Genomic DNA, 24,462 nt, shown 5'->3' on the forward strand with positions numbered 1-24,462 from the left:
CCGAGGTGCTGTGATGCCATGACCCTGCCCGACCGATTTGCCGTCATCGCCGATATCCATGGCAACGCCGATGCCCTGCGCGCGGTGCTGCGCGACATCGACTCCCGGGGCATCGCCACCGTGGTCAACCTCGGCGACGTGTTCAGCGGGCCCCTCGCCGCGGGCGAGGTCTGGGACCTGCTCAAGGACCGGGCCTTTCCGACCGTGCGCGGCAACCACGACCGCTACCTGATCGAAACGCCCCCGGAGGAGATGCAGCCCTCGGACCGGGCAGCCCATGACGACCTCCCGCCGGAGGCGCTGGACTGGCTGCGCAGCCTGCCGGTGGCGCTGGACGCCGGCGGGGCGCTGCTCTGCCACGCGACCCCGGATCGGGACGACCGCTACTGGCTGAACCGCGTCGACGCGCAGGGCGGTGTGCTGCCCGCCCTTCCGGACGAGGTGGCCGCGCACCTTCCGGAGTCCGACCAGCCGCTGATCCTCTGCGCCCACACTCATCTGCCCCGGTCGGTCCGCATCGGCGGACGGCTGATCGTCAACCCCGGCAGCGTCGGCTGTCCGGCCTACACCGACACCCACCCGGTTGCGCATGTGGTCGAGACCGGGACTCCCGCGGCCTCCTATGCCGTGCTCGACCGCCAGGGGGCGGATTGGTCGGTGTGCCACAGGCTGGTGCCCTACGACACGGCACGCATGGCCGAACGGGCCAAGGCGCGCGGCCGTCCGGATTGGGCGCGCGCCGTCGCGACCGGCTGGCTGTCGCCGCAATGACGGCATGCGGCATCTTTGCGATTAGACCTCCCCGCGGGGCCTGCTAGGGTGCCCCGCGAAATGCCTTATTCCTGGGAAAAGACCTCCGACCCCGCCACCACGGCCGAGCTTCACCTCTGGCCGCATCAGTCGCTCACCGCCCGCAGTTTCTCTGCGGTCATCCTCGGGTTCTTCCTGTTCGCGCTGATTCCGTTCTTCGGGCTTATCGGGACAAAGCTGCTCTGGGGACTTCTGCCCTTCATGCTTGCCGCCGTCGCCGGGATCTACTGGGCGATCCAGCGCAACAGCCGGGATCGCCGGGTGCTGGAAATCCTCACGCTGTCGCCGGAACAGGCGCGGCTGGTGCGCCACAATCCCCGCGGTCCGGCACAGGAATGGCAGAGCAACATCTACTGGGTCGAGGTGATCCTTCACCAGACCGGCGGGCCGGTTCCCTGGTACGTGACGCTCAAGGGGGCCGGGCGGGAGGTTGAGATCGGCGCCTTTCTGAGCGAAGAGGAACGCAGGGCGCTCTATTCCGACCTCTCCGGACGGATCCGCGGAATGGCGCGCAACTGACCGCGAAGGAACGACATGGCCCAGGCGCCCGCCACCCCCAAGCTGCACCGCCTCGCCCTGCGCGTCGCGGCGGCGATCAGCCCGTCACTGGCCCGCGCGCTGTCGCCGGTCGCCTCGGAAACGGCGGCACTGGCCCTGCGTGACGCCTCGCGCGGCCCCCTGCCCCGGGTGACGGAGGTGATCTTTCTCGTCCCGCTGGTGGGGCCCGAAGCGGTCGGCGACTGGCAGGCCGTGACGCGGCGCCTCGGCGCGACACTGGACAGCTTCCGACGTCAGGAAGGCGCGTGGCGGGCGGTGATCTGCTGCCAGGAACGGCCACCGCTGCCCGACGACCCGCGGATCTGCTGGCTGCCCTTCGACGATCCCGCACCCGGCAACGACAAGTGGCGAAAGCTCTCGGCGCTCTGCGATCACCTCGCCGGGATGGCGGGCGGTCCGGCCTATGTCATGAGCTTCGATGCCGACGACCTGCTCCGCGACGGAACGGTCGCCGAAATGCTGGAACGGCAAGAGCCGGGCTACCTTGTCGAGAGCGGCTTCGTGATGGATCACGCCACCAAGGAAGTGGCCCTGGCCGGACCGCCCTCCCCGCGCATGCCGCTGCGCAAGCCGTTCTGGAAGCTCTGCGGCTCCTGTGCGGCGGTGCTGCACGATCCTCGCACGCCGGAGGGGGTGACCTTCCTGCGCGCCATGACCGGCCACGAACACCGGATGTTCCCCTATCTCGCGGCACTGGCCGGGCGCCCGCTGACGCGGCTTGACCGGCCCTCGGTGCTCTACGTGCTGAACCATGGCGAAAACTTCGGCGCGCGGCGCGGACGGGTGGGGTTCAAGACCCGCTTCGTCCGGCGGTTCCGGGTCACCGACGCCGACACGCTGGCGCAGGTGGAGAGGGAGTTTCCCGCCCCCTGAACCCGCGCCCCAAATCTTTTGCAAAAAGATTTGCAAATTCCTTGCAAGGAATTTGCCCCGCTCAGCCCCCGGCGAGGCGATCCTTGACCCGCGGTCCGACCGCGCCGAAATCCATCTGGCCCTGGTAGCGGCCCTTGAGCACGCCCATCACCCGGCCCATGTCTCGGATCGAGGTCGCGCCGACCTCCTGCACCGCGGCGTCGACCGCGGCGCCGATCTCGGCCTCGCTGAGCGGTTTCGGCAGGAATTCCTCGATCACCACGATTTCCGCCAGCTCTCGCTCGGCCAGGTCCAGCCGTCCGCCCTCCTCGTAGGTACGTGCGCTCTCGCGGCGTTGCTTCACCATCTTCCCCAGGATGGCCAGCAGCTCGCTTTCCTCGACTCCTCCCTCGCGCCCCTCGCCGCGGGCGGCGATGTCGCGATCCTTGAAGGCGGCGTTGATCAGCCGCAGTGTCGACAGCCGCTCGGCGGCCTTGTCTTTCATGGCCTGCTTGGTCGCGGCCGAGATGCGCTCTCGCAATGACATTGAAACGGTGTCCCCTGACGTTTCCGAGAGCCAACCCTACAGAAACCGGCCGGGCGGCGCAACTCTGCCCGTCGCAAGGTCAAGCCCCTGAAATTAAAGGAAATTACATTTCCCGCAAAGCCTTGACCCCCCGCGCCCCAATCTTTACCTATGGCGCGATTTGCCCGAACCCCGCCGCCCGAAGGAGTCGCCGCCATGTCCGCGCCGCAAAAGCCCACCGCATGCCTCGCACTTGCCGACGGGACGTTGTTCTACGGACAGGGGTTCGGAGCGACCGGACAGGCCCGCGCCGAACTCTGCTTCAACACCGCGATGTCGGGCTATCAGGAGATCATGACCGACCCCTCCTATGCCGGGCAGATCGTGACCTTCACCTTCCCCCATATCGGCAATGTCGGCGTCAATCCCGAGGATGACGAGACGGCGGAGCCCGTCGCCGCCGGCATGATCGTGAAATGGATGCCGACCGAGCCGTCGAACTGGCGCTCCGTGCAGCGCCTCTCGGACTGGCTGGCCTCGCGGGGCCGCATCGCCATGGGCGGGGTCGACACCCGTCGGCTGACCCGGGCGATCCGCCAGTCCGGCGCGCCGCATGTCGCGCTGGCCCACGATCCGGACGGGAATTTCGACCTCGGCGCGCTGGTCGCCGCTGCCCGCGCCTTTCCCGGTCTCACCGGCCTCGACCTTGCCAAGGACGTGACCTGCGCCCAATCCTATCGCTGGGACGAGATGCGGTGGGCCTGGCCCGAGGGCTATGCCCGCCAGACCGAGCCGCGCAAGAAGGTCGTCGCCATCGACTACGGCGCCAAGCGCAACATCCTGCGGTGTCTCGCCTCGGCCGGTTGCGAAGTGACCGTCCTTCCCGCCTCGGCCACCAAGGACGAGGTTCTGGCCCATGCCCCGGACGGCGTGTTCCTGTCCAACGGCCCCGGCGACCCCGCCGCCACCGGCAAATATGCCGTTCCGATGATCAAGGGCATCCTCGACGACACCGATCTGCCGGTCTTCGGCATCTGCCTCGGCCACCAGATGCTGGCGCTGGCGCTCGGAGGCAAGACCGTCAAGATGAACCACGGCCATCACGGTGCGAACCATCCCGTCAAGGAAATCGAGACCGGCAAGGTCGAGATCACCTCGATGAACCACGGCTTCGCCGTCGACGGGCAGTCGCTGCCCTCGGGCATCATCGAAACCCATGTGAGCCTCTTCGACGGGTCGAACTGCGGCATCCGCATGGCCGACAGGCCGGTGTTCTCGGTCCAGCACCACCCGGAGGCCAGCCCCGGTCCGCAGGACAGCTTCTATCTCTTCGAACGGTTCGTCGCCTCCATGGGCTAAGGGGGTATTTCGACCGGTCGCCGGCCGGAATTAACTCTCTTTTTACCAAATTCGGATGATCTGCCCCGGTCGCGAGGACCGGAGCAGATCATGAGTAGTGCGTTACCCGTATTCCGGACGGCTCGGCTCGAACAGGCCGGGTTGCCTCGCGGCAAGCCGCTCGGCTCGATCCTTATGGCAAGCGGGGCCATTGCGCCGCTCGACGCGGCGACGGCCCTGTCGGAATCCTGGCGTCACGGCGCCGACCTTCCCCGCGTCCTGATCGCCGAGGAACTGGCCACGCCGGAACAGGTTCTGGACGCGCAGGCGCTGCACTTCGGCGCGATGCGTCTCGACCGGGGGCGCCACCCCGCCGATCCCATGCTTGCCACGCTGCTGCCGCCGGAATTCTGCCTGCGCCACGCGGTCCTGCCCTGGATGTGGATCGGCGAGACGCTGATCCTCGCCACCTCACGGCCGGAAAGTTTCGTGGCCCTGCTCGACTCCCTGCCGGTCGGCCACGGCCCGGTGGCCATGGCGCTCGCGCTGGAATCCGACATTCACGCCGAGGTCGCCGTGCGCCACGCCGAGGATCTTGCCCGCGCCGCCGAAACGCGCGTCCGGGCTGCCGAAAGCTGCCGGGACATGGACCGGATGACCCCGGCCCGCCGGGCCCTGGGCGGCGGCTTCGCGATTGCCGCCCTCGCCCTGCTCTTCACGCACCCCGACGCCTTCTTTGCCACCGCGGCGGCGCTTGCGGTGCTCACGCTGCTGGTCGCGCAGGCGCTCAAGCTGGCGGCGATGCTCGCCGGCCACGCCCCTGCCCGGACCGGACCCGACCCCGTGCGGCTGCCGGTCATCTCCGTCCTCGTGCCGCTGTTCCGCGAAGAGAATATCGCGCAGGAGTTGCTCAAACGCCTGTCGCGTCTGGATTATCCGCGCTCCCGGCTCGACGTGTTGCTCGCGCTCGAGGCGGAGGACAGCCAGACCCGTGCCGCGCTCAGCGGCGTGCGACTGCCGCCCTGGATGCGGGTGATCGAAGTTCCCGCCGGCACCATCACCACCAAGCCCCGCGCGCTGAACTACGCGCTGCGATTCGCCCGCGGCAGCATCGTCGGCGTCTACGATGCCGAGGATTCGCCTGCCGCCGACCAGCTTCTTCGCGTCGCAGGTCATTTCGGACGCGCCCCGCCCGAGGTGGTCTGCATCCAGGGCGTTCTGGATTTCTACAATCCCAAGGCAAACTGGCTGTCGCGCTGTTTCACCATCGAATATGCCACCTGGTTCCGTGTCGTCCTTCCCGGCCTCGCGAGGCTGGGCTTCGCGGTCCCGCTGGGCGGCACCACGGTGTTCTTCCGCCGCGAGGCGCTGGAGGAGGTGGGCGGCTGGGACGCGCACAACGTGACCGAGGATGCCGACCTCGGAGTGCGGCTCGCGCGCTACGGCTATCGGACCGAACTGGTGCCCATCGTCACCCGCGAAGAGGCGAATTGCCGGTTCTGGCCCTGGATCCGTCAGCGATCGCGCTGGCTCAAGGGCTACATGATCACCTGGGCGGTGCACATGCGCTCTCCGTTCGGATTGCTGCGCGACCTCGGGCCGTGGAAGTTCTTCGGCGTACAGGTGGTGTTCCTGACCTCGATCCTTCACTTCCTCCTGGCGCCGGTGCTCTGGTCCTTCTGGCTGGTGCTGCTCGGGCTTCCCCACCCTCTCGCCACCGCGCTGAACGAGGCGCAGATGTCGCTCCTGCTCTGGCTGTTTCTCGGGTCCGAGGCGGTCTCGCTCCTGGTCGGCGCGGCGGCGGTGTCGCGCAGCCCGCACCCCGGCCTGTTGCCCTGGGTGCCGACGCTCCTGCTCTATTTCCCGCTGGGCACGATCGCCGCCTACAAGGCCGTGAGCGAACTGCTCGACCGGCCGTTCTTCTGGGACAAGACGATGCACGGGCATTCCGCGCCGGATCATGCCGGCGCCGACATTCCGACCGACAACCACTGACCTTCCGGGCGCAGGCGGGCGGATCGTGAGCAGCGATCCGCCTGCTTTCCGTGCTTGACTGGCCGCATGCCGGACCGCATGTTAGGTTGATATCATCCTATTTCGGTGCGAGGTTCATCATGCCGCAGTCCCCGACCCTGCTCGTCGGCACCACCAAAGGCGCCTTCCTCATCGACCGCCCCGACGGCGGGCAAGCCTGGTCCGTCCGCGGCCCCTTCTGCGAGGGCTGGCCGATCAACCACATGACCGGCGATCCCGAAACCGGCGCCATCTGGGCGGCGGGCGGCAGCGACTGGCAGGGCGCCGGGGTCTGGCGCAGCACCGACGGCGGCGCCACGTGGCAGTTGTCGAAACTGGCTTGGGGCGAGTTCGACACCTGGGTCGCCAACGATCCGGCCCTTGCCGAGTCGCTCGGTCTCTCCGCCGGGCCGGAGGCGCCATACACCGGGGATATCAAGGCCTTGTGGTCCGTCGCCAAGGTCGGAGACAAGCTTTACACCGGGGCGAAACCCGCGACCCTTTTCGTCAGCACCGATGCAGGCGAAACCTGGGACAAGGTCGAAGGGCTGAGCAATCATCCCTCCTCGGACAGTTGGCAGCCGGGCGCAGCAGGGCTGACCCTGCACACCATCCTGGCCGACCCGGCGCAGCCCGAAAAGCTCTGGGTCGGAATCTCTGCCGCCGGGGTCTTTGCCTCCGAGGACGCGGGGGCGACCTGGGAGCGGCGCAACCGCCGCTCCAACGCGCCGGCTTGCCAGCACAGCCATCCCGCGGCGGGCGACGCCCATGAAACCGGCCATTGCGTGCACAACATGGTGCGCGCGCCGGGCGGGACCGATCTGATCTACCAGCAGAACCACCACGGCGTTCACCGCTCCCGCGATGGCGGGCGCAGCTGGGACGACGTGACCGAGGGGCTGCCCTCGACCTTCGGCTTTCCCATCGCCGTGCACCCCACGGACCCGCAGACGATCTGGACGCTGCCGCTGAACGGCGACATGGCGGGCCGCTATCCGCCCGATGCCAGCGCCGCGGTCTGGCGCTCGCGCGATGGCGGCGACACCTGGGAGGCCTGCCGCGAGGGGCTGCCGCAGGGCGCGTGCTTCTTCACCGTGCTGCGCCAGGCGATGGCGACCGACAAGGCGTCGCCGGCCGGGGTCTACTTCGGTACCAATTCCGGGTCGGTCTTTGCCACCGCCGACGAGGGCGACCACTGGGAGGAGATCGCCCGTCATCTGCCGACGGTGCTGAGCGTGGACGTGCTGCATCGCGCCTGAGCCCGGCCCGCGCCATCGTCCGGGTCGCCGCCCGACATGAAAACGCGCCTCCCCCGGGGGGAAGGCGCGCATCCGGACCCGGACGGGTCGAAGATCAGGCCAGCTTGGACAGCAGCGTGTAGGAGGAGATGATTTCCCCCGTGACCTGCGCGCGGGCGACGCGGCCCGCGTCGGTCTTGATGCCCTTGGCGCCGACCGACTTGCGGATCAGGCGGCCGAGCTGCTGGTTCAGCGGCTTCTGGGCGCGGGCGCCGTCCTTGCCCTCACCGCCGATGGCGGTGTGGTACTTGTCCATGAACGCCGTGTCGGCGGCGGCGGCCTTCATCACGGTCAGCACGAAATGCTCGTCGAACTTGCCCTTGCCGTCGAGATCCTTCGCGATGGCGACCACGCGGTCGATCACGTAGCGCTTGGCGCGGATGCGGTCGGCCAGTTCGTCACCCTCGGGGGCCTTGTCCAGCAGGTGCGTTTCCAGAACCTTCTGGAGGTAGTGGCCCAGTTCCATGCCCTCGGCCTTCGCCTCGGCGACAAAGCGCGCGCGGACCTTGGGTTCGAGGCTGAACGCCACGTTGGTGGCCATCGCCAGACGCTCGGCGCGCGACGGTTTCTTGTCGGATTTCGGGGCCTTGGGGGTTTTTGCTTCGGTTGCCATCGTTGTGGACTCCACTGCTCTCAACATAGAGTCAAAGTATGATGATCCGCGCCGCCTGTCAACATACTTTGAGAGTATGAACACAAGATCCGTGAAGCCCGCTGTTGCCGCAACCCGCCCGCTCGCGTAACCCTGATGAAAAATCACGATCGGGAGGATCACATGACCCACGGCTTCGACACGTTGCAAATCCATGCGGGCGCCCGGCCCGATCCGGCAACCGGCGCGCGGCAGGTGCCGATCTACCAGACCACCGCCTATGTCTTCCGCGACGCGGATCACGCGGCCGCCCTCTTCAACCTGCAGGAGGTGGGCTACATCTATTCCCGCCTGACCAATCCGACCGTGGCCGCGCTGCAGGAACGGGTGGCGACGCTGGAAGGCGGCGCCGGGGCGGTCTGCTGCTCCTCCGGTCATGCGGCGCAGATCATGGCGCTGTTCCCGCTGATGGGGCCCGGCAAGAATATCGTCGCCTCGACAAGGCTTTACGGCGGGACGATCACCCAGTTCAGCCAGACGATCAAGCGCTTCGGCTGGTCCGCGACCTTTGTCGATTTCGACGACACCGGCGCCGTCGAAGCCGCCATCGACGAGAACACCCGCGCCGTCTTCTGCGAGAGCATCGCCAACCCCGGCGGCTACATCACCGACCTCGACGCGATCTCCGCGATCACCGACAAGGCAGGCATTCCGCTGATCGTCGACAACACCTCGGCCACCCCGTACCTCTGCAAACCCATCGAGCACGGCGCGACGCTGGTGGTGCATTCGATGACCAAGTACCTGACCGGCAACGGCACCGTCACCGGCGGCTGCGTGGTGGATTCGGGCAGGTTCGACTGGTCTGCCTCGGACAAGTTCCCGTCTCTCTCGGCGCCGGAGCCCGCCTATCACGGGCTGAAGTTCCACGAGACCTTCGGCCCCCTCGCCTTCACCTTCCACTCCATCGCCATCGGCCTGCGCGACCTCGGGATGACGCTGAACCCGCAGGCGGCGCATTACACGCTGCTCGGGATCGAGACTCTGTCGCTGCGGATGCAGAAGCACGTGGAGAACGCCACGCGGGTCGCCTCCTGGCTGGAGAACCATCCTGCAGTCGACCATGTGACCTATGCCGGCCTGACCTCCTCGCCCTACAACGACCGGGTGTCGCGGATCTGCCCCAACGGCGCGGGCGGGCTGTTCACCGTGGCGCTCAAGGGCGGCTACGAGGCCTGCATGAAGTTCGTGGATTCGCTGGAAATCTTCAGCCATGTCGCCAACCTCGGCGACACGCGCAGCCTCGTGATCCACTCGGCCTCGACCACGCACCGGCAGTTGTCCGAGGAACAGCAGATCGCCGCAGGGGCAGCGCCGAACGTGGTGCGGATCTCCATCGGTATCGAAGATCCCGAAGATCTCATGGCCGATCTCGACCAGGCGTTGACCAAGGCGGGCTGACGGAACGGCGGCGGGGGCTGCACGGGCTCCCCTGCCGCCACCGCGAAAAACCGAACGATTCCGGCACCCATATGTCGATACCACCCCACCGCGCGATGCGGACCGCGCGCGGAAATGTCTTGCGGCCCCGGCATGTTCTGCAATAACGTTTTCGTGAAGATACCAATCGGGATTTGAGAACATGAAATTTGCGATTTCGGGACTGGCCCTCGGCGCCGCCATTGCGATGGGCGGATGCGCCGCGCAGGCGGCAACCGTTCTCGTGGGGTCGAGTGCCGGCTTTGCCGGAGAGCGCGACGCGCTTTTCGAAACGCTCACGGCGCTCGGTCACACCTACACGACCACCTATTCGGCCGCTGTCGACATCGCGATTTCCGTTTCCGGCCACAGTGTCTCGCGCAATGCGCTCATCCCCTATATCCAGGTCGGGGACTGGGGCGACGGAAACATCAGCGACAGCTACGTCAGCATTCCGGACGGCTCCGCGATCACCGTGAACGTGACCGGACCCTCCGCGCTGCTCAGCTATGTCGATGCCAGCTGGTCGTCGCGCGGGTTCCATGCCAACGACTACGGCGCCTCCGACTTCATCGGATATGCCACCAGCATTCCGGGCCTTGCAGAGATCGTTCACGAAGGGAACACCTACAGCAACACCTTCGCGGTGGACGATGACAACATCTACTTCGGCTGGAACGTCTACGGCGCGCTCGCCGATGCGAACGACATTCAGCTCTTCTCCAATGCGATCAACTACCTGACGGGGGATGCGATCACCGCGGTCCAGACCTCGACCGTGCCGTTGCCGGCCACCCTGCCGCTGCTGCTCGGCGGGTTCGCCCTGATGGGCGCCGCCGCGCGGCGCCGCCGGGCCCGCGCCTGAGGACACATCGGCGCCGTGCGGGGACCGCCCCCGCACGGCCCCGTGTCATTCGCCCAGCGAAAAGACCATCGTCACCTGCGCGTTGATGACGGATTCCCCGGCCGCCACGGGCACGGCGGACATCCGCGCCATCTCCATCATCGGCTGCGGCGCGTAACCACCGCCGGATTCCGAGATCGACAGGAGCGGGCCGAGCGTCACGCCCGCCGCCTCGGCCAGCACCTTGGCCCGGTCCATCGCATCCGCCACCGCGTCGCGGCGCGCGTCGTTCTGCACCGGGTCCGGTTCCTGCAGCCCGAAGGTCAGCCCCGACAGGCGGTTCGCGCCGTCGTCGAGCACCGCCGCCAGCACATCGCCGAGCTGGCTGAGGTTGCGCACCCGGACCGTCAGGCGGTTCGACGCCTCGTAGCCGGTTATCTCCTGACCCTTGCCGTTGTCGTACTGGCTCCAGATCGGCTGCAGCGACAGGTCCGAGGTCTGCCGGTCCCGCGCCGCGATCCCGAGCCCGTCGAGCCGGGCGAGAATCGCTCCCGCCACTTCGGAGGCCGAATCCATCGCGGCCCCTGCGTCCTTGTCCTGCGCGGTCACCCCGAGGGTGATCGTGGCCATGTCGGGCACCGCGCTGGCGCTGCCCTCGCCCGTCACCGTGAGGCGCGGCGCTTCGGCCTGCTGGGCCAGGGCCGGGACGGCCAGGACCAGTCCGAGGGTCAGGGCCACGGGGGTGGCAATCCGGGTAAGGCGACGCATCGCGTGCTCCTGTGGTTCGTTCGATTTCGCATGACAATCCTCCCTACGGCGGCAAGCTGCAAGGCCCCGCGCTGCCAGCTTCTTTCCCTGAGCAAACTCCTGCTGTAGGGTGAAGGCCCGCGGCTCCGGGACTCCCATCGCCGCCCGAGCAGTGATAGAGACCGCGCATGGTACCGAATTTCGCGCTTTCCCTTTCGTTCGACGGCATCGCCCTGTTGCGACGGGTGTCGTCGGGCTGGGTCCGGTCCGAGACCGTGGCCCTGGATTCCGACGATCTCGACGGGGCGCTTCGGCGGCTTCGCGAGACGGCGCTGGCGCATGGGCCGGACGGGGCGGAGATCATGCTCCTGCTGCCCAACGAACAGATCCGCTACCTCGATCTTCCCGACCCGGGCGGCGATTACGACACCCGCGCCCGAACCGCGCGCACCGCGCTGGAAGGGATGACACCCTACGCGGTCAACGATCTCGTCATCGACTGGTCGCTGATCGACAGCCGCCTCTGCATCGCCGCCGTCGCCCGCGAGACGCTGGACGAGGCGGGCAGTTTCGTCGCGGCGCAGGGGTTCGTGCCGGTCAGCTTCGCCGCCCTCCCCCCCGCCGACAGCTTTTCGGGCGATGTCTTTTTCGGGCCCGCCCCGTCCTGGACCGGCCCCGTGCCGCTGCGCCCGGCGGACCCGGTGCGCATCGTGCCCGAACCGGAGACCGCGCCGGAGGCCATCGTGGATGCGGACGCCCCGGAGGAACCGCAGCAACCCGAAGACGCAGCAGAGGCCGAGGCTCCGGCACCCGAATGGCCCGCCGCCCTGCCCGAACCGGCCCCCGTCATCGCAAGAGCCGTTCCGGAAGCGCCCGACGCTGATGATGAGGCCGCCGAAGCAGACCCCCACGAAGACGCCGACGAGGATCCGAAGGACGAACTGGTGCCGGTGTTCCGCACCCGCCACGATCCGTCGAACCCGGCCGAGATCGAATTCGCCCCGCTGCGCCCGCGCGTCCCCGCCACGCCGCCCGCCGCCACGACGGAGCCGGCGGAGAACAAACCGCTTTTTCCGGCGAGCCGCCTCGACGTGACACCGCCTCCCGCCGCCCGCCCTGACAGCGTCGCCGCGCTGGCGCCAGGTGCGGCGGACGACATACCACCGCCCCGCTCCGGCGGGCGAACGCTGCGCTCCGTCGCGCCGACGGACGAGTCGGCACCGATCAGCTTCACCTCGATCCGCGCGACCCGCGATGTGCCCCGCCCCGGCGGCGCCGGTCCCGCCGCGCCGCGCCTCGATGCGCCGCGCGCGCCCGAAGGCACGGGCGCGCCCGCCATCACGCTCGACCCGCCGACCCCCGCCGCCGCCGAAGCCCCCGCCGCCGCACCCGGCACAGAGGGGTTCTTTTCCCGCCGCCGGACCAGGGACAAGGGCGGGGCCGCGCAGGCCGCCGCCGCGCCCGTGATCACGGAAGAGCTGCCCGCCCCCCCTGCGAAATCCGTCGCCGCGCTGCTGCGTCGCGCCCCTCGCAAGACGGCCGAGCCAGAGCCCGAAGCCCCCGCCGCCGCCGCCGCCGCCCCGACACCGGAGCCCAAGGCCCGCGGCAAGCGCGTCGCCGCTCCGATCAGGACGAACGACGCCCCCCGACCCCCGGCAGAGGCGGCAAGCGCCGCCGTGGCCGTGGATGCCGATGAAGAGCGCCGCCGCATGACCGTTTTCGGCGCGCGCGGCAACGACCAGATCGGCGGCAAACCGCGGTTCCTGGGCCTGATGCTCACGCTGGTCCTGCTGGTCTTCCTGGCCGGTGTGGCGGCCTGGGCCTCGGTCTTCCTCGACACCGGCCTGTCGCGCTTCTTTGCCCCGCCGGCCGAAACCGAAACCGATTTCGCCGCCCTTCCCGCAGAGGCATTGCCGGCCCCCGATCCCGAGCCGCAGCAGATGACGGCCGAGGAGGAGGAATCCGAGGATACCGAACTGGCCTCGCTCGAAACGCCCGGCGTGACCAGCGACGCAGAAAACGCACCGGAGGCGCTGACCTCGCCCGTGCCGCGCGTGGCGCTGTCGCCCGAAGCCGCCGAGGCGACCTATGCCGCCACCGGCATCTGGCAGCGCGCGCCCTCGGCCCCGCTCGAGCCGCCGCAGACCGGCACCGACGACATCTATGTCGCCTCCATCGACCCGTCCGTGCGCCAGCTCGACGCGATCGCCCTGCCCGATTTCAGCGCGCCGCGCGGCGATGTCACCCTGCTGCCCGTCCTGCTGCCGCCCGGTCCCTTCGACCGCTTCGACCTGGACGAGCGCGGGCTGGTCCGCGCCACGCCCGAGGGTGCGATCTCGCCCGACGGTATCCGCGTGTTCACCGGCCGTCCCCCGCAGACCCCGCCGCAGCGCGACCCGGTCGAGGCCGCCCCCGACGCGGCACCCGAGACTGGCGGCGCGACCGGCACCGGCGACACCGCGGCCCCCGCGCCCGGCGCCCCCGAAACGCTGCGCGACAGCCGCCCCGAAGCCCGCCCCGGCGACCTGGTCGAACAGACCGAACGGGTGACGCTGCGCGGCAATTCGGTGGCGGAACTGGCGGCGAAGCGGCCGCAGCTGCGCCCGCCGAGCGCGCAGGAACAGGCCTCGGCCGCGCAGGTCGAGGAAATCCAGGACGAGGTGGCCGATGCGGTCGCCGAAGCCCGCGAAGCCGACCTTCCCGAAGAGCCGGAGATCGACGCCACCGCGCAGGCGGTGGTCCGCTCGCTCACGCCCAACACACGCCCCGGCAACATGAGCGCGCTCGTCCGCCGGGCCGAAACCGAGGCCCCTGCCGAAGAGGTGCGGACCGCCTCCGCCGGGCCGATCCGCGTCCAGCCGGGCCCCAAGGTGCCGCAGACGGCGAGTGTCGCGCGCTCTGCCACCACCAAGAACCAGATCAACCTGCGCCAGGTCAGCCTGATCGGCATCTACGGCAAGGCATCGAGCCGCCGCGCGCTTCTGAGGCTCCCGTCCGGGCGGTATCAGAAGGTCCAGGTCGGCGATCGGGTCGACGGCGGACGCGTCGCGGCCATCGGGGAAACCGAGCTGCAATATTCCAAGGGCGGCCGCAGCATCGTCCTGAAGATGCCGCGCGGCTGACCCGCGCCGCCATCGCACCACGCTGCCTTGCAGCGCGCGCTTCCGTTCCTATCTCTTGATCGACCGCCGGAGCGGTCCGCCAGGAGGGTTCGTCATGGGATACGTCAAGACAGCGATGCTGATGGCAGCGATGACTGCGCTGTTCATGGGCATCGGCTATTTGCTGGGCGGGTCCGGCGGCGCGCTGATCGCGCTGGTGGTCGCGGGCGGCATGAACGTCTTCACCTGGTGGAACTCCGACAAGATGGTGCTGCGGATGCACAACGCGCAACCGCTGCCGCAGGGGGATCGGTTCGGGCTGAACGCCCTTGTCGCCGAGCTGGCACGCAATGCCGACCTGCCGATGCCCGCCGTCTACCTGATCGACACGCCGCAGCCGAACGCCTTCGCCACCGGGCGCAACCCGAAGAATGCCGCCGTGGCGGTCACCACCGGGCTCATGCGCGTCCTCTCGCGCGAGGAACTGGCGGGGGTGGTCGCGCACGAGCTTGCCCATATCCGCAACCATGACACCGCGATCATGACCGTCACGGCAACCTTTGCCGGGGCGATCTCGATGCTGGCCAACTTCGCGCTCTTCTTCGGCGGCAGCCGCGAGCGGCTCGGCCTCGTCGGCTCGCTCGCCATGATGTTCCTCGCCCCGATGGCAGCGGCGCTGGTGCAGATGGCGATCAGCCGCACCCGCGAATATGCCGCTGACAAGGCCGGGGCCGAGATCTGCGGCCAGCCGCTGTGGCTCGCCTCGGCGCTGGCCCGCATCCAGGAGGGCGCGGCCCGGATCGACAACGATGCCGCCGAACGCAACCCCGCCTCGGCGCATATGTTCATCATCAACCCGCTGCACGCCCACAAGCGCGACAGCCTTTTCGCGACGCACCCGGCGACCGAGAACCGCATCGCCGCCCTGCGCGCCATGGCACCGGGCGGACGTGCCGCGCCGGCGCGGCGGGCAGAGCCGTCGCGGTCGAGCATCCCGCGCACCGGACACAAGGACCGGTCGGGACCGTGGAGCTGACGCCCTGCGGCGGGCAAAGCGATGTCGGTGGGGTTTCGGTGGAATTAGAGACGGCCCGAACACCTCCTCTGACGTTCGGGCCGTCGCCCCTCTCCTCAGGGGCTGCGGGCGGGAGCAGGATCGCGGGTTTCCCCGCATCGTGTCGTCCCACTCGTTATGACGGAAGAGCGTGATCGTGACGCCGGCGGCTCGGGCTCCACTCTCCGGCCTCTCGGCAGTAGCAAAGAGGCGCAATCACTCCTCGAGAAACTCTGTCTGACGGAAGCGGCGATTGCTGAGTCGCAAAAGCGTCACCCCCGAATATCCGGTGACCTTATCACGATTTTACGCCGCGTCACGCATGTTGTGCTGAAATATCAGCCGTAATTTGCCCGCTTTGCCCCCGAACGGGTCGCGGCGGGGACATACCGCGCAGTTTCGACCGCTGCCCGGCTCAGAACGGCACGTCGCCGGCATCTTCGGCCGCCATGACGAATCGCGCGACGACCTTCTTCGTCCCGGCCTTTTCAAAGGCGATCTCCAGCTTGTCACCCTCGATCGCGATGATTTCGCCATAGCCGAACTTCTGGTGGAACACCCGGTCCCCGGTGGTCCAGGCGCTCACCGCTTCGAGGTCGATCACCGTGTTGCGCGATTCACGGGGCTGCGAGACGGGCCGTTGCGAGGATCGCTCCTGAAGCCGTTTCCATCCCGGCGAATTGTAGACGTTCGCCTCTGCCGCGCGCGCCTCGATCCCCGATCCGCCGCCATAGGCCGCCGCCGCGCCGTAGCCGCCGCCGTAGAGGCCGGGCGGCGTCAGCACCTCCACATGCGCCTCGGGCAGTTCGTCGATGAAGCGCGAGGGCAGCGAGGATTGCCACTGCCCGAACACCCGCCGGTTGCCCGCGAAGGAGATGGTGCAGACCTCCTCCGCGCGGGTGATGCCGACATAGGCAAGGCGGCGCTCCTCCTCCAGGCCCTTGAGACCGCTTTCGTCCATCGAGCGTTGCGAGGGGAAAAGCCCGTCCTCCCATCCCGGCAGAAAGACGGCGGGAAACTCCAGCCCCTTGGCGGCGTGCAGCGTCATGATCGACACCTTGGCGCCTGCCTCTTCCGTCTCGTTGTCCATGATGAGCGCGACGTGTTCGAGAAAGCCCTGCAGGTTCTCGAACTGCTCCAGCGCCTTCACCAGTTCCTTGAGGTTCTCCAGCCGACCGGGTGCCTCGGGCGTCTTGTCGTTCTGCCACATGGTCGTGTAGCCGCTCTCGTCGAGGATGATCTCGGCCAGCTCCATGTGGGTCATGTCCTTGTCGCCGGTCAGGCGGCCCCACCGGGCCAGATCCTTGACCAGCGCGCCGAGCTGACCGCCGCCCTTGCCCTTGATCCGCTCCTCCTCGACCGCGATGCGCGCGCCTTCGACCAGCGAGACACCGAATTCCCGCGCGGTCTGCTGGATGATCTGCTGCGCCTTGTCGCCGAGGCCGCGCTTGGGGGTGTTCACGATCCGCTCGAAGGCAAGATCGTCCTCGGGCGAGACCACCAGCCGGAAATAGGCCATGGCATCGCGGATCTCGAGCCGTTCGTAGAAGCGCGGGCCGCCGATCACACGATAGGGCAGACCGATGGTCAGAAAGCGGTCCTCGAAGGCGCGCATCTGGTGGCTGGCGCGCACGAGGATCGCCATGTCGTCGAGCGAAAAGGCATGCATGCCGCGGGTGCCCTTCTGCAGCGCCTCGACCTCCTCGCCGATCCAGCGGGCCTCCTCCTCGCCGTCCCAGTGACCGATGAGGCGGACCTTCTCGCCCTCCTCCGCCTCGGTCCAGAGTTCCTTGCCGAGCCGGCTTTCGTTGCCCCGGATCACCCCGGAGGCGGCGGCGAGGATATGCGGCGTGGAGCGGTAGTTCTGTTCGAGCCGGACCACATGTGCGCCGGGAAAATCCTTTTCGAACCGCAGGATGTTGCCCACTTCGGCGCCGCGCCAGCCGTAGATCGACTGGTCGTCGTCACCCACGCAGCAGATGTTGCGGTGCCCCTGCGCCAGCAGCCGCAGCCAGAGATACTGGGCGACGTTGGTATCCTGATACTCGTCCACCAGGATGTAGCGGAACCAGCGCTGGTATTGTTCGAGCACGTCCGGATGCTTCTGGAAGATCACCACGACATGCAGCAGCAGGTCGCCGAAATCCACCGCGTTCAGCTCGCGCAGGCGGGTCTGGTACTGGGCGTAGATCTCCGTCCCGCGGTGGTTGAAGGCCGAGGCCTCGGACGCGGGGACCTTTTCCGGCGTCAGCGCGCGGTTCTTCCAGCCGTCGATGAGGCCGGCCATCATGCGCGCCGGCCAGCGCTTTTCGTCGATGTTGTTGGCAAGGACGAGCTGCTTGATCAGCCGCACCTGGTCGTCGGTGTCGAGGATGGTGAAATTCGACTTAAGCCCCACCAGTTCGGCATGGCGGCGCAGCAGCTTCACGCAGATCGAATGGAAGGTGCCGAGCCAGGGCATCCCCTCCACCGCCTGCCCGAGCAGCCGGCTCACCCGCAGCTTCATCTCGCGCGCGGCCTTGTTGGTGAAGGTCACCGAGAGAATCTCGTTCGGGCGGGCCTTGCCGGTGGTCAGAAGATGCGCGATGCGCGAGGTCAGCGCCTTGGTCTTGCCCGTGCCGGCACCGGCCAGCATCAGGACCGGACCGTCCAGCCGCTCCACCGCCTCGCGCTGCGCGGGGTTCAGATCGTCCAGATAAGGGGCGGGGCGCGCGGCCATGGCGCGCGCCGAAAGCGATGCGCCCTCGAAGGCGTCCATGTCGTCGAAACTGCTCATGGGGCAGATATACAGGCCCTGCGGCGCAAGGGAAAGCGTGTTCTCAGGATGTTCTCATCACGGGCGGGCGCGCGCCGCGCCCCTGCCCGCCGGTCCCCGGAAACCCCCGACAAGGAATTGCGAACGGTCGAGGCAGGCCATCCGAAGATGCCCGGAAAATTTGCAAACCCGGAAAGAATGATTGCCAAATATGCAAACCCCCTCTTGCGCCGCAGCGCGGCATGGCGTTCATTCCTCCAGGCGAAGTCCCCGGAGCGACTTTGCGCCCAGACGGAGGACCTTAGAGAGATGCCCGAATTCCAGAAGATTCTGATAGCGAACCGTGGCGAGATTGCCATTCGGATCATGCGGGCGGCGAACGAGATGGGGAAGAAGACGGTTGCCGTCTTTGCCGAGGAGGACAAGCTCGGGCTGCACCGTTTCAAGGCGGACGAGGCCTACCGGATCGGTGAGGGTCTGGGTCCTGTGGCGGCCTATCTGAGCATTCCCGAGATCATCCGCGTGGCCAAGGCTTCGGGGCGGATGCGATCCACCCGGCTACGGGCTGCTGTCGGAGAACCCCGATTTCGTCGATGCCTGCGTCGCGGCCGGCATCGCCTTCATCGGCCCCGGCCGAGACCATGCGCGCTCGGCGACAAGGCCAGCGCCCGCAAGGTCGCCGTCGCGGCGGGCGTGCCGGTCATTCCGCGACCGAGGTTCTGGGCAACGACTGGAAGGCCATCGCCGGGAGGCGGAGAGATCGGCTATCCGCTGATGCTCAAGGCCTCCTGGGGCGGCGGCGGACGCGGGATGCGGCCGATCGAGGGGCCGAAGGAGCTGAAGGAAAAGGTGCTCGAAGGGCGCCGCGAGGCCGAGGCCGCCTTCGGCAACGGCGAGGGCTATCTCGAGAAGATGATCCTGCGCGCCCGCCACGTCGAGTGCAGATCCTCGGCGACAAGATGGGCAACATCTACCACCTCTACGAGCGCGACTGCTCGGTGCAGCGGCGCAACCAGAAGGTCGTCGAACGCGCCCCCGCGCCGTATCTCAGCGAGGCGCAGCGCGAGGAGATCTGCGAACTGGGCCGCAAGATCTGCGCCCATGTGAACTACGAATGCGCCGGCACCGTCGAATTCCTGATGGATATGGAGACGGGCAAGTTCTACTTCATCGAGGTGAACCCCGCGTGCAGGTCGAACACACCGTCACCGAGGAGGTGACCGGCATCGACATCGTGCAGGCCCAGATCATGATCGCCGAGGGCAAGTCGCTCTCGGAGGCGACCGGCAAGGCCAGCCAGTACGACATCCGGCTGACCGGCCACGCGCTGCAGACCGGATCACCACCGAGGACCCGACCAACAACTTCATCCCCATTACGGCCGCATCACCGCCTACCGCTCGGCCACCGGCATGGGCATCCGGCTCGACGGCGGCACCGCCTATGCCGGCGGCGTCATCACCCGGTTCTACGATCCTGCTGGTCAAGGTCACGGCCAAGGCCCGACCCCGGAAAAGGCGATCAAGCGGATGGACCGCGCGCTGCGCGAGTTCCGCATCCGGGTGTCTCCACCAACATCGACTTCGTCATCAACCTGCTGAAACACCCGGTCTTCCTGACCAACCAGTACAGCACCAAGTTCATCGACACGACGCCCGAACTCTTCGACTTCAAGAAGCGCCGGGATCGCGGCACCAAGGTGCTGACCTATATCGCCGACATCACCGTGAACGGCCATCCCGAGGTCGAGGCCGCCCCCGGCCGCATCCCGACCTCAAGCCCGCCAGGGCCCCGGCCCAGCGGCTCGACACGCCGCCGCCGGGCACCCACCCTGCTCGACGAACAGGGGCCGCAGGCCGTCGCCGACTGGATGCTGGCGCAGAAGAAGCTGCTGATCACCGACACCACCATGCGCGACGGCCACCAGTCGCTGCTGGCCACCCGGATGCGGTCGATCGACAGCGATCAAGGTCGCGCCAAGCTACGCGACCAACCTCGCCGACCTGTTCTCGGTCGAATGCTGGGGCGGCGCGACCTTCGACGTGGCCTACCGCTTTTGCAGGAATGCCCCTGGCAGCGCCTGCGCGACATCCGCGCCAAGATGCCCAACATCATGACGCAGATGCTGCTGCGCGCCTCGAACGGCGTCGGCTACACCAACTACCCCGACAACGTCGTGCAGAGCTTCGTGGCGCAGGCCGCCAGGTCCGGCGTCGATGTCTTCCGCGTCTTCGACAGCCTCAACTGGGTCGAGAACATGCGCGTCGCCATGGATGCGGTGCTCGAAAGCGGCAAGATCTGCGAAGGCACGGTCTGCTACACCGGCGACATCCTCGACCCGGCCCGCGCCAAGTACGATCTCAAGTACTACGTCGCCATGGGCAAGGAGCTGAAGGCCGCCGGCGCCCATGTTCTGGGTCTCAAGGACATGGCGGGCCTGCTGAAACCTCCGCCGCCTTCGCGCTGGTCGACGCGCTGAAGCAGGAGGTCGGGCTGCCGATCCACTTCCACACCCACGACACCTCGGGCGCCGCCATCGCCACCATCATGGAGGCCTGCGCGCGGGCGTCGATGCGGTGGATGCGGCGATGGACGCGCTCCGGGCAACACCTCGCAGCCCACGCTGGGGTCGGTGGTCGAGGCGCTGCGCCACACCGGGCGCGACACCGGCCTTGATGTGGATGTGATCCGCGAGACCTCCAACTACTGGGAGGCGGTGCGCGGCCAGTACGCGGCCTTTGATCCGGCATGCAGGCCCGGCCTCCGAGGTCTATCTCCACGAGATGCCCGGCGGCCAGTTCACCAACCTCAAGGCCCAGGCCCGCAGCCTCGGCCTCGAGGAGCGCTGGCACGAGGTCGCCAAGACCTATGCCGACGTCAACATGATGTTCGGCGACATCGTCAAGGTCACGCCCTCCTCGAAGGTGGTGGGCGACATGGCGCTGATGATGGTGTCCCAGAACCTCACCCGCGCCCAGGTCGAGGACCCGAAAGCGATGTCAGCTTCCGGATTGGTCATCGACATGATGCGCGGCAACCCGGCCAGCCGCCGGGCGGCTTCCCCGCCGGCATCGTCAGGAAGGTGCTCAAGGGCGAAAGCCCAATGCCGAGCGCCCCGGCAAGCACCTTCCCCGTCGATCTCGCCGCCACCAAAGCCGAGCTTCAGGCGACCTTCGAGGATGCGGTGATCGACGACGAGGATCTCAACGGATACCTGATGTATCCCAAGGTCTTCACCGACTACATGGCCCGCCACGAGGACTACGGCCCGGTGCGCGTGCTGCCGACCCTGACCTACTTCTACGGGATGGAACCGGGCAAGGAGATCTCGGCCGAGATCGACCCCGGCAAGATCATGGAGATCCGCCTGATCGCCGTGGGCGAAACCAGGACGACGGCGAGGTCCGCGTCTTCTTCGAGCTGAACGGCCAGCCCCGGACGATCCGCGTGCCGACCGCAAGGCCAAGGCCTCCTCCGCCGCACGCCCAAGGCCGAGACCGGCAACCCCGACCACATCGGCGCCCCATGCCCGGCGTCGTCGCCTCCGTCGTCGTCACCCCCGGCGCGCAGGTCAAGCAAGGCGACCTCCTCTCACCATCGAAGCCATGAAGATGGAAACCGGCCTCCACGCAGACCGCGACGCAACCGTGAAAGCCGTCCACATCCTCCCCGGCGCACAGATCGACGCAGGACCTCCTCGTCACTACAATAACACCAAAAACATGCAATCGGAGGGAGAAAGATACGCCCTTCGATTGCACATGGCGACCGGCGGTCACGAATAAAGCAATATGCAGGCTATTATCGCTTGTACGGAAACGTTTTTCTTGTGCGATCCCTCACCAAGCGTAAACGAATAAAAAATTCTTTAATGTTTGAGGAAGAGCAAGATGAAGATATTGACTTCGGCGGTCGCAGCCATGCTGCTCGCCGCCGGCTCCGCCACGCGCTCACCGAGACCTATTCCCAGAGCAGCGCCATGGCGACGACCAACTGGTCGAACACCTTCGGGATCACCCAGTTCGATTCATCCCTGGGAACGCTCAACAGCGTGACCCTGACGCTGACCGGAACCGTGCTCGGCAATGCCAACGCGGAAAGCCTGGATGCCGCCCCAGCACCATCACGCTGAATTCCTCGGCCAATATCACCGCGGCATTCCTCGCGACGTCGCTTTCCGTGACCGTTTCGCCGATCGCGACCGTGACCTTCGCAGCGACCTCCTATGACAACGCCCCGGACTTCGGCGGAACCTCGGGGAACAGCTACTCGGGGCTGACCAATTTCTCCACCGGCACCGGCACGCTGACCTCGAACCTCGCGGCGTTCATCGGCACCGGCACCATCGACATGACCCTGTCGGCGGTGGGCACCTCCTCCGGCAGCGGCCCGGCAACATCATCACCCAGTTCCTGACGCAGGGCTCGGGCCTGGCCACGGTGGCCTACGATTACACGCCGACCTCCTCCGTCCCGCTTCCGGCAGGGCCGCTGCTCGCGGTCGCGCTCGGCGGCTGGGTCTGCTGCGGCGGCGGCGCAAGGCGGCCTGAAACGACGACGGACAGCTTCGGCAGCGGGCGCGGTGGACATGGTCCCGCGCCCGTTCACTGTCGGGACCGAACAATCCGACAGGAGGCCCCGTGACCGAACTCACCTCACCGCCGCGCAGATGGTCGCCACGGCACGCGCGCGCATCTGCGAACTCTCGACCGAAGAAGCCATCGCCCTGATCGACGACCCGGACGTGGTGATCGTCGACATCCGCGACATCCGGGAACGCCAGCGCAGCGGCGCGATTCCGGCTCCGTTCACGCCCCGCGCGGATGATCGAATTCTGGGTCGACCCCGACAGCCCTACCACAAGCCCGTCTTCGCCCAGCCCGGCAAACGCTATGTCTTCCACTGCGCCTCGGGCTGGCGGTCGGCCCTCACGGTCGCGACGCTGCAGGACATGGGCTTCGCGGCCTCCCACCTGCGCGACGGCTTCACCGACTGGGTGAACCAGGGCGGTCCGGTCGAGCCTGTACCGGCGAAGGACTGATCGCGCCACGGGCGCCCGCCCCGGAACCGCGCGTCAGGCCGGCCCGAGGCGCGGGCGGCGGCAAGGTCGCCCACGACAGAACCGGCGTGCCGAAGGCACCCCTTCATGACGCACCACCGCGACCCGCGATCCGCAAGACAGGGAAAACGCCCTGTCATCAGGGGCATGGCATGGCGTTGGGGCCGGACGGCCGGTCCATTCACCGCAACATCCCAGCGTCGGGCGCCCTCCCGCCGAAGCCAGAGGGTCCGGTCCCCTGCCACAAGGGCCAACCCCGCGCGGAGAAAATTTTGCGCAAAGACGGCGAATTTCTCTTGCAGCCTCCCGCGCGAGGCACTAAATCGCCGGAACCCAAGTGGTATGCGGGCGTAGCTCAGGGGTAGAGCATAACCTTGCCAAGGTTAGGGTCGGGCGTTCGATCGCCTCGCCCGCTCCAATTGGACCGAACTGCCGATGATGTCTCATCATCCACCCCGGCAGACACGGATATTCAGGGGGTCGCCTTCGGGCGGCCTTGCCATTCGCGCCATCGGATCTCCGCTTTCCGCGCCGTGTCCCGCGAAATCCGCCGCCGCGCGCCGGGCCGGAATTTTCCGCTTGCACCCCGCCGCCCCCATCGTAATGGATGCGCCACGTCAGTGAGCGGGCGTAGCTCAGGGGTAGAGCATAACCTTGCCAAGGTTAGGGTCGGGCGTTCGAATCGCCTCGCCCGCTCCAATTTTCCGGACATGAGATGTGACAAGGCCGACAACCCCGTCGGCCGCTCCGCGATGCTGGGATCAGAATGCGGGGATCAGACCGGGAAGCGCCTGAGGCAGGATCTGCCCTCGCGACGGAATTCCTCCATCGTCGTCTTCAGATCCCGGCGCGCGCCGACCTGGCGCAGCGCCTGCATCTTCTGCGCGTGGCTGCCCGTCACGTGTACCTGAAGAATGCGCACCGAGATCGCCATCGACACCTCGAGATCCCGGGTCGAGATCATCGCCGCCTGCTCCAGCGCCGCCGCCGTCATCGAGATCACCCAGGCGCATTTCAGCGCCCGCGTCTCCTCGCCCGCGTAGACGCGGCGCGGTTCGGCCCCTGCGGCCTGCCCGGCCAGCACCAGCGACAGCAGGAGCGGCGCGAGACGCATCAGAATGCCTTGAAGGTGAGCGTGGTCAGCGACCGCTCCATCCCCGTCACGTCCAGAAGCTGTTCGTTGATGTAATGGCCGATGTCGGCGCCGTCGGGCACGTAGAGCTTGACCAGCAGATCCCATTCCCCCGACGTCGAATAGAGTTCCGAATGGATCTCCTTCAGCGCGATCTCCTCGGCGACGCGATAGGTCGTACCGGGCTTGCAGCGGATCTGGACGAAAACACATGTGGTCATGGGAAGTGCCTCATTTTCCCGGCAGGCTGGCACAGACGCCACGGCGGCACAAGCGCCGAGCGGGGCGGGCTTGGCGGGCGCCCC

21 protein-coding genes, 2 tRNA genes and 3 pseudogenes are annotated in these 24,462 nt (G+C 67.7%); 20 read left to right on the top strand and 6 right to left on the bottom strand.

The genetic code is table 11. The annotated features are described in order from the left end of the window. The first annotated feature begins 18 nt into the window (after window positions 1–18). Genes ACN0RJ_RS15040 through ACN0RJ_RS15050 form a run of 3 tightly spaced genes read left to right on the top strand, consistent with a single transcriptional unit; the run spans window position 19 to window position 2,241 of the window. A complete protein-coding gene (locus tag ACN0RJ_RS15040) occupies window positions 19–771 on the top strand; it encodes a metallophosphoesterase family protein (RefSeq protein WP_417724777.1) in 753 nt (250 codons plus the stop codon). 60 nt (window positions 772–831) lie between these two features. Continuing rightward, on the top strand, window positions 832–1,329 hold the full coding sequence (locus tag ACN0RJ_RS15045; protein WP_417724778.1) for a DUF2244 domain-containing protein: 498 nt from the start codon (window positions 832–834) through the stop codon (window positions 1,327–1,329). Window positions 1,330–1,344: 15 nt separating this feature from the next. Next, entirely contained in the window at window positions 1,345–2,241 is an 897-nt protein-coding gene (locus ACN0RJ_RS15050; RefSeq protein WP_417724779.1) for a hypothetical protein, read from the top strand. Window positions 2,242–2,302: 61 nt separating this feature from the next. Here ACN0RJ_RS15050 and ACN0RJ_RS15055 read toward each other — a convergent pair whose 3' ends face one another. Beyond that, complete coding sequence (locus ACN0RJ_RS15055) at window positions 2,303–2,767, bottom strand: GatB/YqeY domain-containing protein (protein ID WP_417719645.1); 465 nt, start codon at window positions 2,765–2,767, stop codon at window positions 2,303–2,305. Window positions 2,768–2,962: 195 nt separating this feature from the next. On the opposite strand from ACN0RJ_RS15055, the gene carA reads away from it, so the two are divergent. From carA to ACN0RJ_RS15070, 3 genes are all read left to right on the top strand, one after another. Beyond that, a complete protein-coding gene (gene carA, locus ACN0RJ_RS15060; protein WP_417719646.1) occupies window positions 2,963–4,105 on the top strand; it encodes a glutamine-hydrolyzing carbamoyl-phosphate synthase small subunit in 1,143 nt (380 codons plus the stop codon). A gap of 90 nt (window positions 4,106–4,195) precedes the next feature. Continuing rightward, complete coding sequence (locus ACN0RJ_RS15065; RefSeq protein ID WP_417724780.1) at window positions 4,196–6,079, top strand: glycosyltransferase family 2 protein; 1,884 nt, start codon at window positions 4,196–4,198, stop codon at window positions 6,077–6,079. Between the two features lie 119 nt (window positions 6,080–6,198). Continuing rightward, window positions 6,199–7,356, top strand: coding sequence for an exo-alpha-sialidase (locus ACN0RJ_RS15070; RefSeq protein WP_417724781.1), 1,158 nt, complete (start codon window positions 6,199–6,201; stop codon window positions 7,354–7,356). Window positions 7,357–7,450: 94 nt separating this feature from the next. Here the strand turns inward: ACN0RJ_RS15070 and ACN0RJ_RS15075 are convergent, their stop codons facing one another. Further along, window positions 7,451–8,008 (bottom strand): hypothetical protein, encoded by a 558-nt coding sequence (locus ACN0RJ_RS15075; RefSeq protein ID WP_417719649.1) that lies wholly within the window; start codon window positions 8,006–8,008, stop codon window positions 7,451–7,453. A 162-nt stretch (window positions 8,009–8,170) separates the two neighbouring features. Between ACN0RJ_RS15075 and ACN0RJ_RS15080 the strand changes: the two genes are divergently transcribed. After that, window positions 8,171–9,448, top strand: coding sequence for an O-acetylhomoserine aminocarboxypropyltransferase/cysteine synthase family protein (locus ACN0RJ_RS15080; protein ID WP_417724898.1), 1,278 nt, complete (start codon window positions 8,171–8,173; stop codon window positions 9,446–9,448). A 181-nt stretch (window positions 9,449–9,629) separates the two neighbouring features. Continuing rightward, window positions 9,630–10,331 (top strand): PEP-CTERM sorting domain-containing protein, encoded by a 702-nt coding sequence (locus tag ACN0RJ_RS15085; protein ID WP_417724782.1) that lies wholly within the window; start codon window positions 9,630–9,632, stop codon window positions 10,329–10,331. Between the two features lie 45 nt (window positions 10,332–10,376). On the opposite strand, the gene ACN0RJ_RS15090 is transcribed toward ACN0RJ_RS15085, so the two are convergent. Then, entirely contained in the window at window positions 10,377–11,078 is a 702-nt protein-coding gene (locus tag ACN0RJ_RS15090; protein WP_417724783.1) for an SIMPL domain-containing protein, read from the bottom strand. 167 nt (window positions 11,079–11,245) lie between these two features. Between ACN0RJ_RS15090 and ACN0RJ_RS15095 the strand changes: the two genes are divergently transcribed. Continuing rightward, window positions 11,246–14,179 (top strand): hypothetical protein, encoded by a 2,934-nt coding sequence (locus ACN0RJ_RS15095; protein WP_417724784.1) that lies wholly within the window; start codon window positions 11,246–11,248, stop codon window positions 14,177–14,179. Window positions 14,180–14,273: 94 nt separating this feature from the next. Then, window positions 14,274–15,194: a zinc metalloprotease HtpX gene (gene htpX / locus ACN0RJ_RS15100; protein ID WP_417724785.1), complete on the top strand. Its 921-nt coding sequence runs from the start codon at window positions 14,274–14,276 to the stop codon at window positions 15,192–15,194. A 433-nt stretch (window positions 15,195–15,627) separates the two neighbouring features. Here the strand turns inward: htpX and ACN0RJ_RS15105 are convergent, their stop codons facing one another. Continuing rightward, the gene (locus tag ACN0RJ_RS15105; protein WP_417719655.1) at window positions 15,628–17,988 is read right to left on the bottom strand and encodes an ATP-dependent helicase; all 2,361 of its coding nucleotides are present in this window, start codon (window positions 17,986–17,988) and stop codon (window positions 15,628–15,630) included. Between the two features lie 345 nt (window positions 17,989–18,333). Here ACN0RJ_RS15105 and ACN0RJ_RS15110 point away from each other — a divergent pair. From ACN0RJ_RS15110 to ACN0RJ_RS15155, 10 genes and pseudogenes are all read left to right on the top strand, one after another. Continuing rightward, window positions 18,334–18,447, top strand: a pseudogene (locus tag ACN0RJ_RS15110) (biotin carboxylase N-terminal domain-containing protein); the annotation flags it as partial. An 88-nt stretch (window positions 18,448–18,535) separates the two neighbouring features. After that, complete coding sequence (locus ACN0RJ_RS15115) at window positions 18,536–18,742, top strand: hypothetical protein (protein ID WP_417724899.1); 207 nt, start codon at window positions 18,536–18,538, stop codon at window positions 18,740–18,742. Next, window positions 18,682–19,186: pseudogene (locus ACN0RJ_RS15120) on the top strand (pyruvate carboxylase); the annotation flags it as partial. The gene ACN0RJ_RS15115 and the pseudogene ACN0RJ_RS15120, both read left to right, overlap by 61 nt. Before the next feature lie 193 nt (window positions 19,187–19,379). Beyond that, entirely contained in the window at window positions 19,380–19,568 is a 189-nt protein-coding gene (locus ACN0RJ_RS15125; RefSeq protein WP_417724900.1) for a hypothetical protein, read from the top strand. Window positions 19,569–20,750: 1,182 nt separating this feature from the next. After that, the gene (locus ACN0RJ_RS15130; RefSeq protein WP_417724786.1) at window positions 20,751–21,155 is read left to right on the top strand and encodes a hypothetical protein; all 405 of its coding nucleotides are present in this window, start codon (window positions 20,751–20,753) and stop codon (window positions 21,153–21,155) included. Then, complete coding sequence (locus tag ACN0RJ_RS15135) at window positions 21,050–21,391, top strand: hypothetical protein (protein ID WP_417724787.1); 342 nt, start codon at window positions 21,050–21,052, stop codon at window positions 21,389–21,391. Before ACN0RJ_RS15130 ends, ACN0RJ_RS15135 begins: the two co-directional genes overlap by 106 nt. A 555-nt stretch (window positions 21,392–21,946) precedes the next feature. Then, a pseudogene (locus ACN0RJ_RS15140) lies at window positions 21,947–22,383 on the top strand (choice-of-anchor E domain-containing protein). 252 nt (window positions 22,384–22,635) lie between these two features. Further along, the gene (locus ACN0RJ_RS15145; RefSeq protein WP_417724788.1) at window positions 22,636–23,007 is read left to right on the top strand and encodes a rhodanese-like domain-containing protein; all 372 of its coding nucleotides are present in this window, start codon (window positions 22,636–22,638) and stop codon (window positions 23,005–23,007) included. Between the two features lie 362 nt (window positions 23,008–23,369). Continuing rightward, window positions 23,370–23,443: transfer RNA gene (locus ACN0RJ_RS15150), tRNA-Gly, on the top strand. Window positions 23,444–23,649: 206 nt separating this feature from the next. Further along, window positions 23,650–23,724, top strand: a tRNA-Gly gene (locus tag ACN0RJ_RS15155). Between the two features lie 76 nt (window positions 23,725–23,800). Here the strand turns inward: ACN0RJ_RS15155 and ACN0RJ_RS15160 are convergent. Next, window positions 23,801–24,139, bottom strand: a complete 339-nt coding sequence (locus ACN0RJ_RS15160) for a hypothetical protein (RefSeq protein WP_417719658.1) — start codon at window positions 24,137–24,139, stop codon at window positions 23,801–23,803. After that, window positions 24,139–24,378 (bottom strand): Lrp/AsnC family transcriptional regulator, encoded by a 240-nt coding sequence (locus ACN0RJ_RS15165; protein WP_417724789.1) that lies wholly within the window; start codon window positions 24,376–24,378, stop codon window positions 24,139–24,141. The genes ACN0RJ_RS15160 and ACN0RJ_RS15165 overlap by 1 nt, the downstream gene beginning before the upstream one ends. Between the last annotated feature and the right edge of the window lie 84 nt (window positions 24,379–24,462).

The sequence above is a fragment of the Salipiger sp. genome (assembly GCF_048261495.1).
Classification (GTDB): domain Bacteria; phylum Pseudomonadota; class Alphaproteobacteria; order Rhodobacterales; family Rhodobacteraceae; genus Salipiger.

Excerpts from the sequence above, each read along its gene's own strand:
- ACN0RJ_RS15160 (WP_417719658.1), bottom strand. The coding sequence starts at position 24,139 with ATGCGTCTCGCGCCGCTCCTGCTGTCGCTGGTGCTGGCCGGGCAGGCC.
- ACN0RJ_RS15075 (WP_417719649.1), bottom strand. The coding sequence starts at position 8,008 with ATGGCAACCGAAGCAAAAACCCCCAAGGCCCCGAAATCCGACAAGAAA.
- ACN0RJ_RS15065 (WP_417724780.1), top strand. The coding sequence starts at position 4,196 with ATGAGTAGTGCGTTACCCGTATTCCGGACGGCTCGGCTCGAACAGGCC.
- ACN0RJ_RS15050 (WP_417724779.1), top strand. The coding sequence starts at position 1,345 with ATGGCCCAGGCGCCCGCCACCCCCAAGCTGCACCGCCTCGCCCTGCGC.
- htpX (WP_417724785.1), top strand. The coding sequence starts at position 14,274 with ATGGGATACGTCAAGACAGCGATGCTGATGGCAGCGATGACTGCGCTG.
- carA (WP_417719646.1), top strand. The coding sequence starts at position 2,963 with ATGTCCGCGCCGCAAAAGCCCACCGCATGCCTCGCACTTGCCGACGGG.
- ACN0RJ_RS15130 (WP_417724786.1), top strand. The coding sequence starts at position 20,751 with ATGCCCGGCGGCCAGTTCACCAACCTCAAGGCCCAGGCCCGCAGCCTC.
- ACN0RJ_RS15055 (WP_417719645.1), bottom strand. The coding sequence starts at position 2,767 with ATGTCATTGCGAGAGCGCATCTCGGCCGCGACCAAGCAGGCCATGAAA.
- ACN0RJ_RS15145 (WP_417724788.1), top strand. The coding sequence starts at position 22,636 with ATGGTCGCCACGGCACGCGCGCGCATCTGCGAACTCTCGACCGAAGAA.
- ACN0RJ_RS15105 (WP_417719655.1), bottom strand. The coding sequence starts at position 17,988 with ATGAGCAGTTTCGACGACATGGACGCCTTCGAGGGCGCATCGCTTTCG.
- ACN0RJ_RS15095 (WP_417724784.1), top strand. The coding sequence starts at position 11,246 with ATGGTACCGAATTTCGCGCTTTCCCTTTCGTTCGACGGCATCGCCCTG.
- ACN0RJ_RS15165 (WP_417724789.1), bottom strand. The coding sequence starts at position 24,378 with ATGACCACATGTGTTTTCGTCCAGATCCGCTGCAAGCCCGGTACGACC.
- ACN0RJ_RS15085 (WP_417724782.1), top strand. The coding sequence starts at position 9,630 with ATGAAATTTGCGATTTCGGGACTGGCCCTCGGCGCCGCCATTGCGATG.
- ACN0RJ_RS15040 (WP_417724777.1), top strand. The coding sequence starts at position 19 with ATGACCCTGCCCGACCGATTTGCCGTCATCGCCGATATCCATGGCAAC.
- ACN0RJ_RS15080 (WP_417724898.1), top strand. The coding sequence starts at position 8,171 with ATGACCCACGGCTTCGACACGTTGCAAATCCATGCGGGCGCCCGGCCC.
- ACN0RJ_RS15070 (WP_417724781.1), top strand. The coding sequence starts at position 6,199 with ATGCCGCAGTCCCCGACCCTGCTCGTCGGCACCACCAAAGGCGCCTTC.
- ACN0RJ_RS15090 (WP_417724783.1), bottom strand. The coding sequence starts at position 11,078 with ATGCGTCGCCTTACCCGGATTGCCACCCCCGTGGCCCTGACCCTCGGA.
- ACN0RJ_RS15045 (WP_417724778.1), top strand. The coding sequence starts at position 832 with ATGCCTTATTCCTGGGAAAAGACCTCCGACCCCGCCACCACGGCCGAG.
- ACN0RJ_RS15125 (WP_417724900.1), top strand. The coding sequence starts at position 19,380 with ATGGGCATCCGGCTCGACGGCGGCACCGCCTATGCCGGCGGCGTCATC.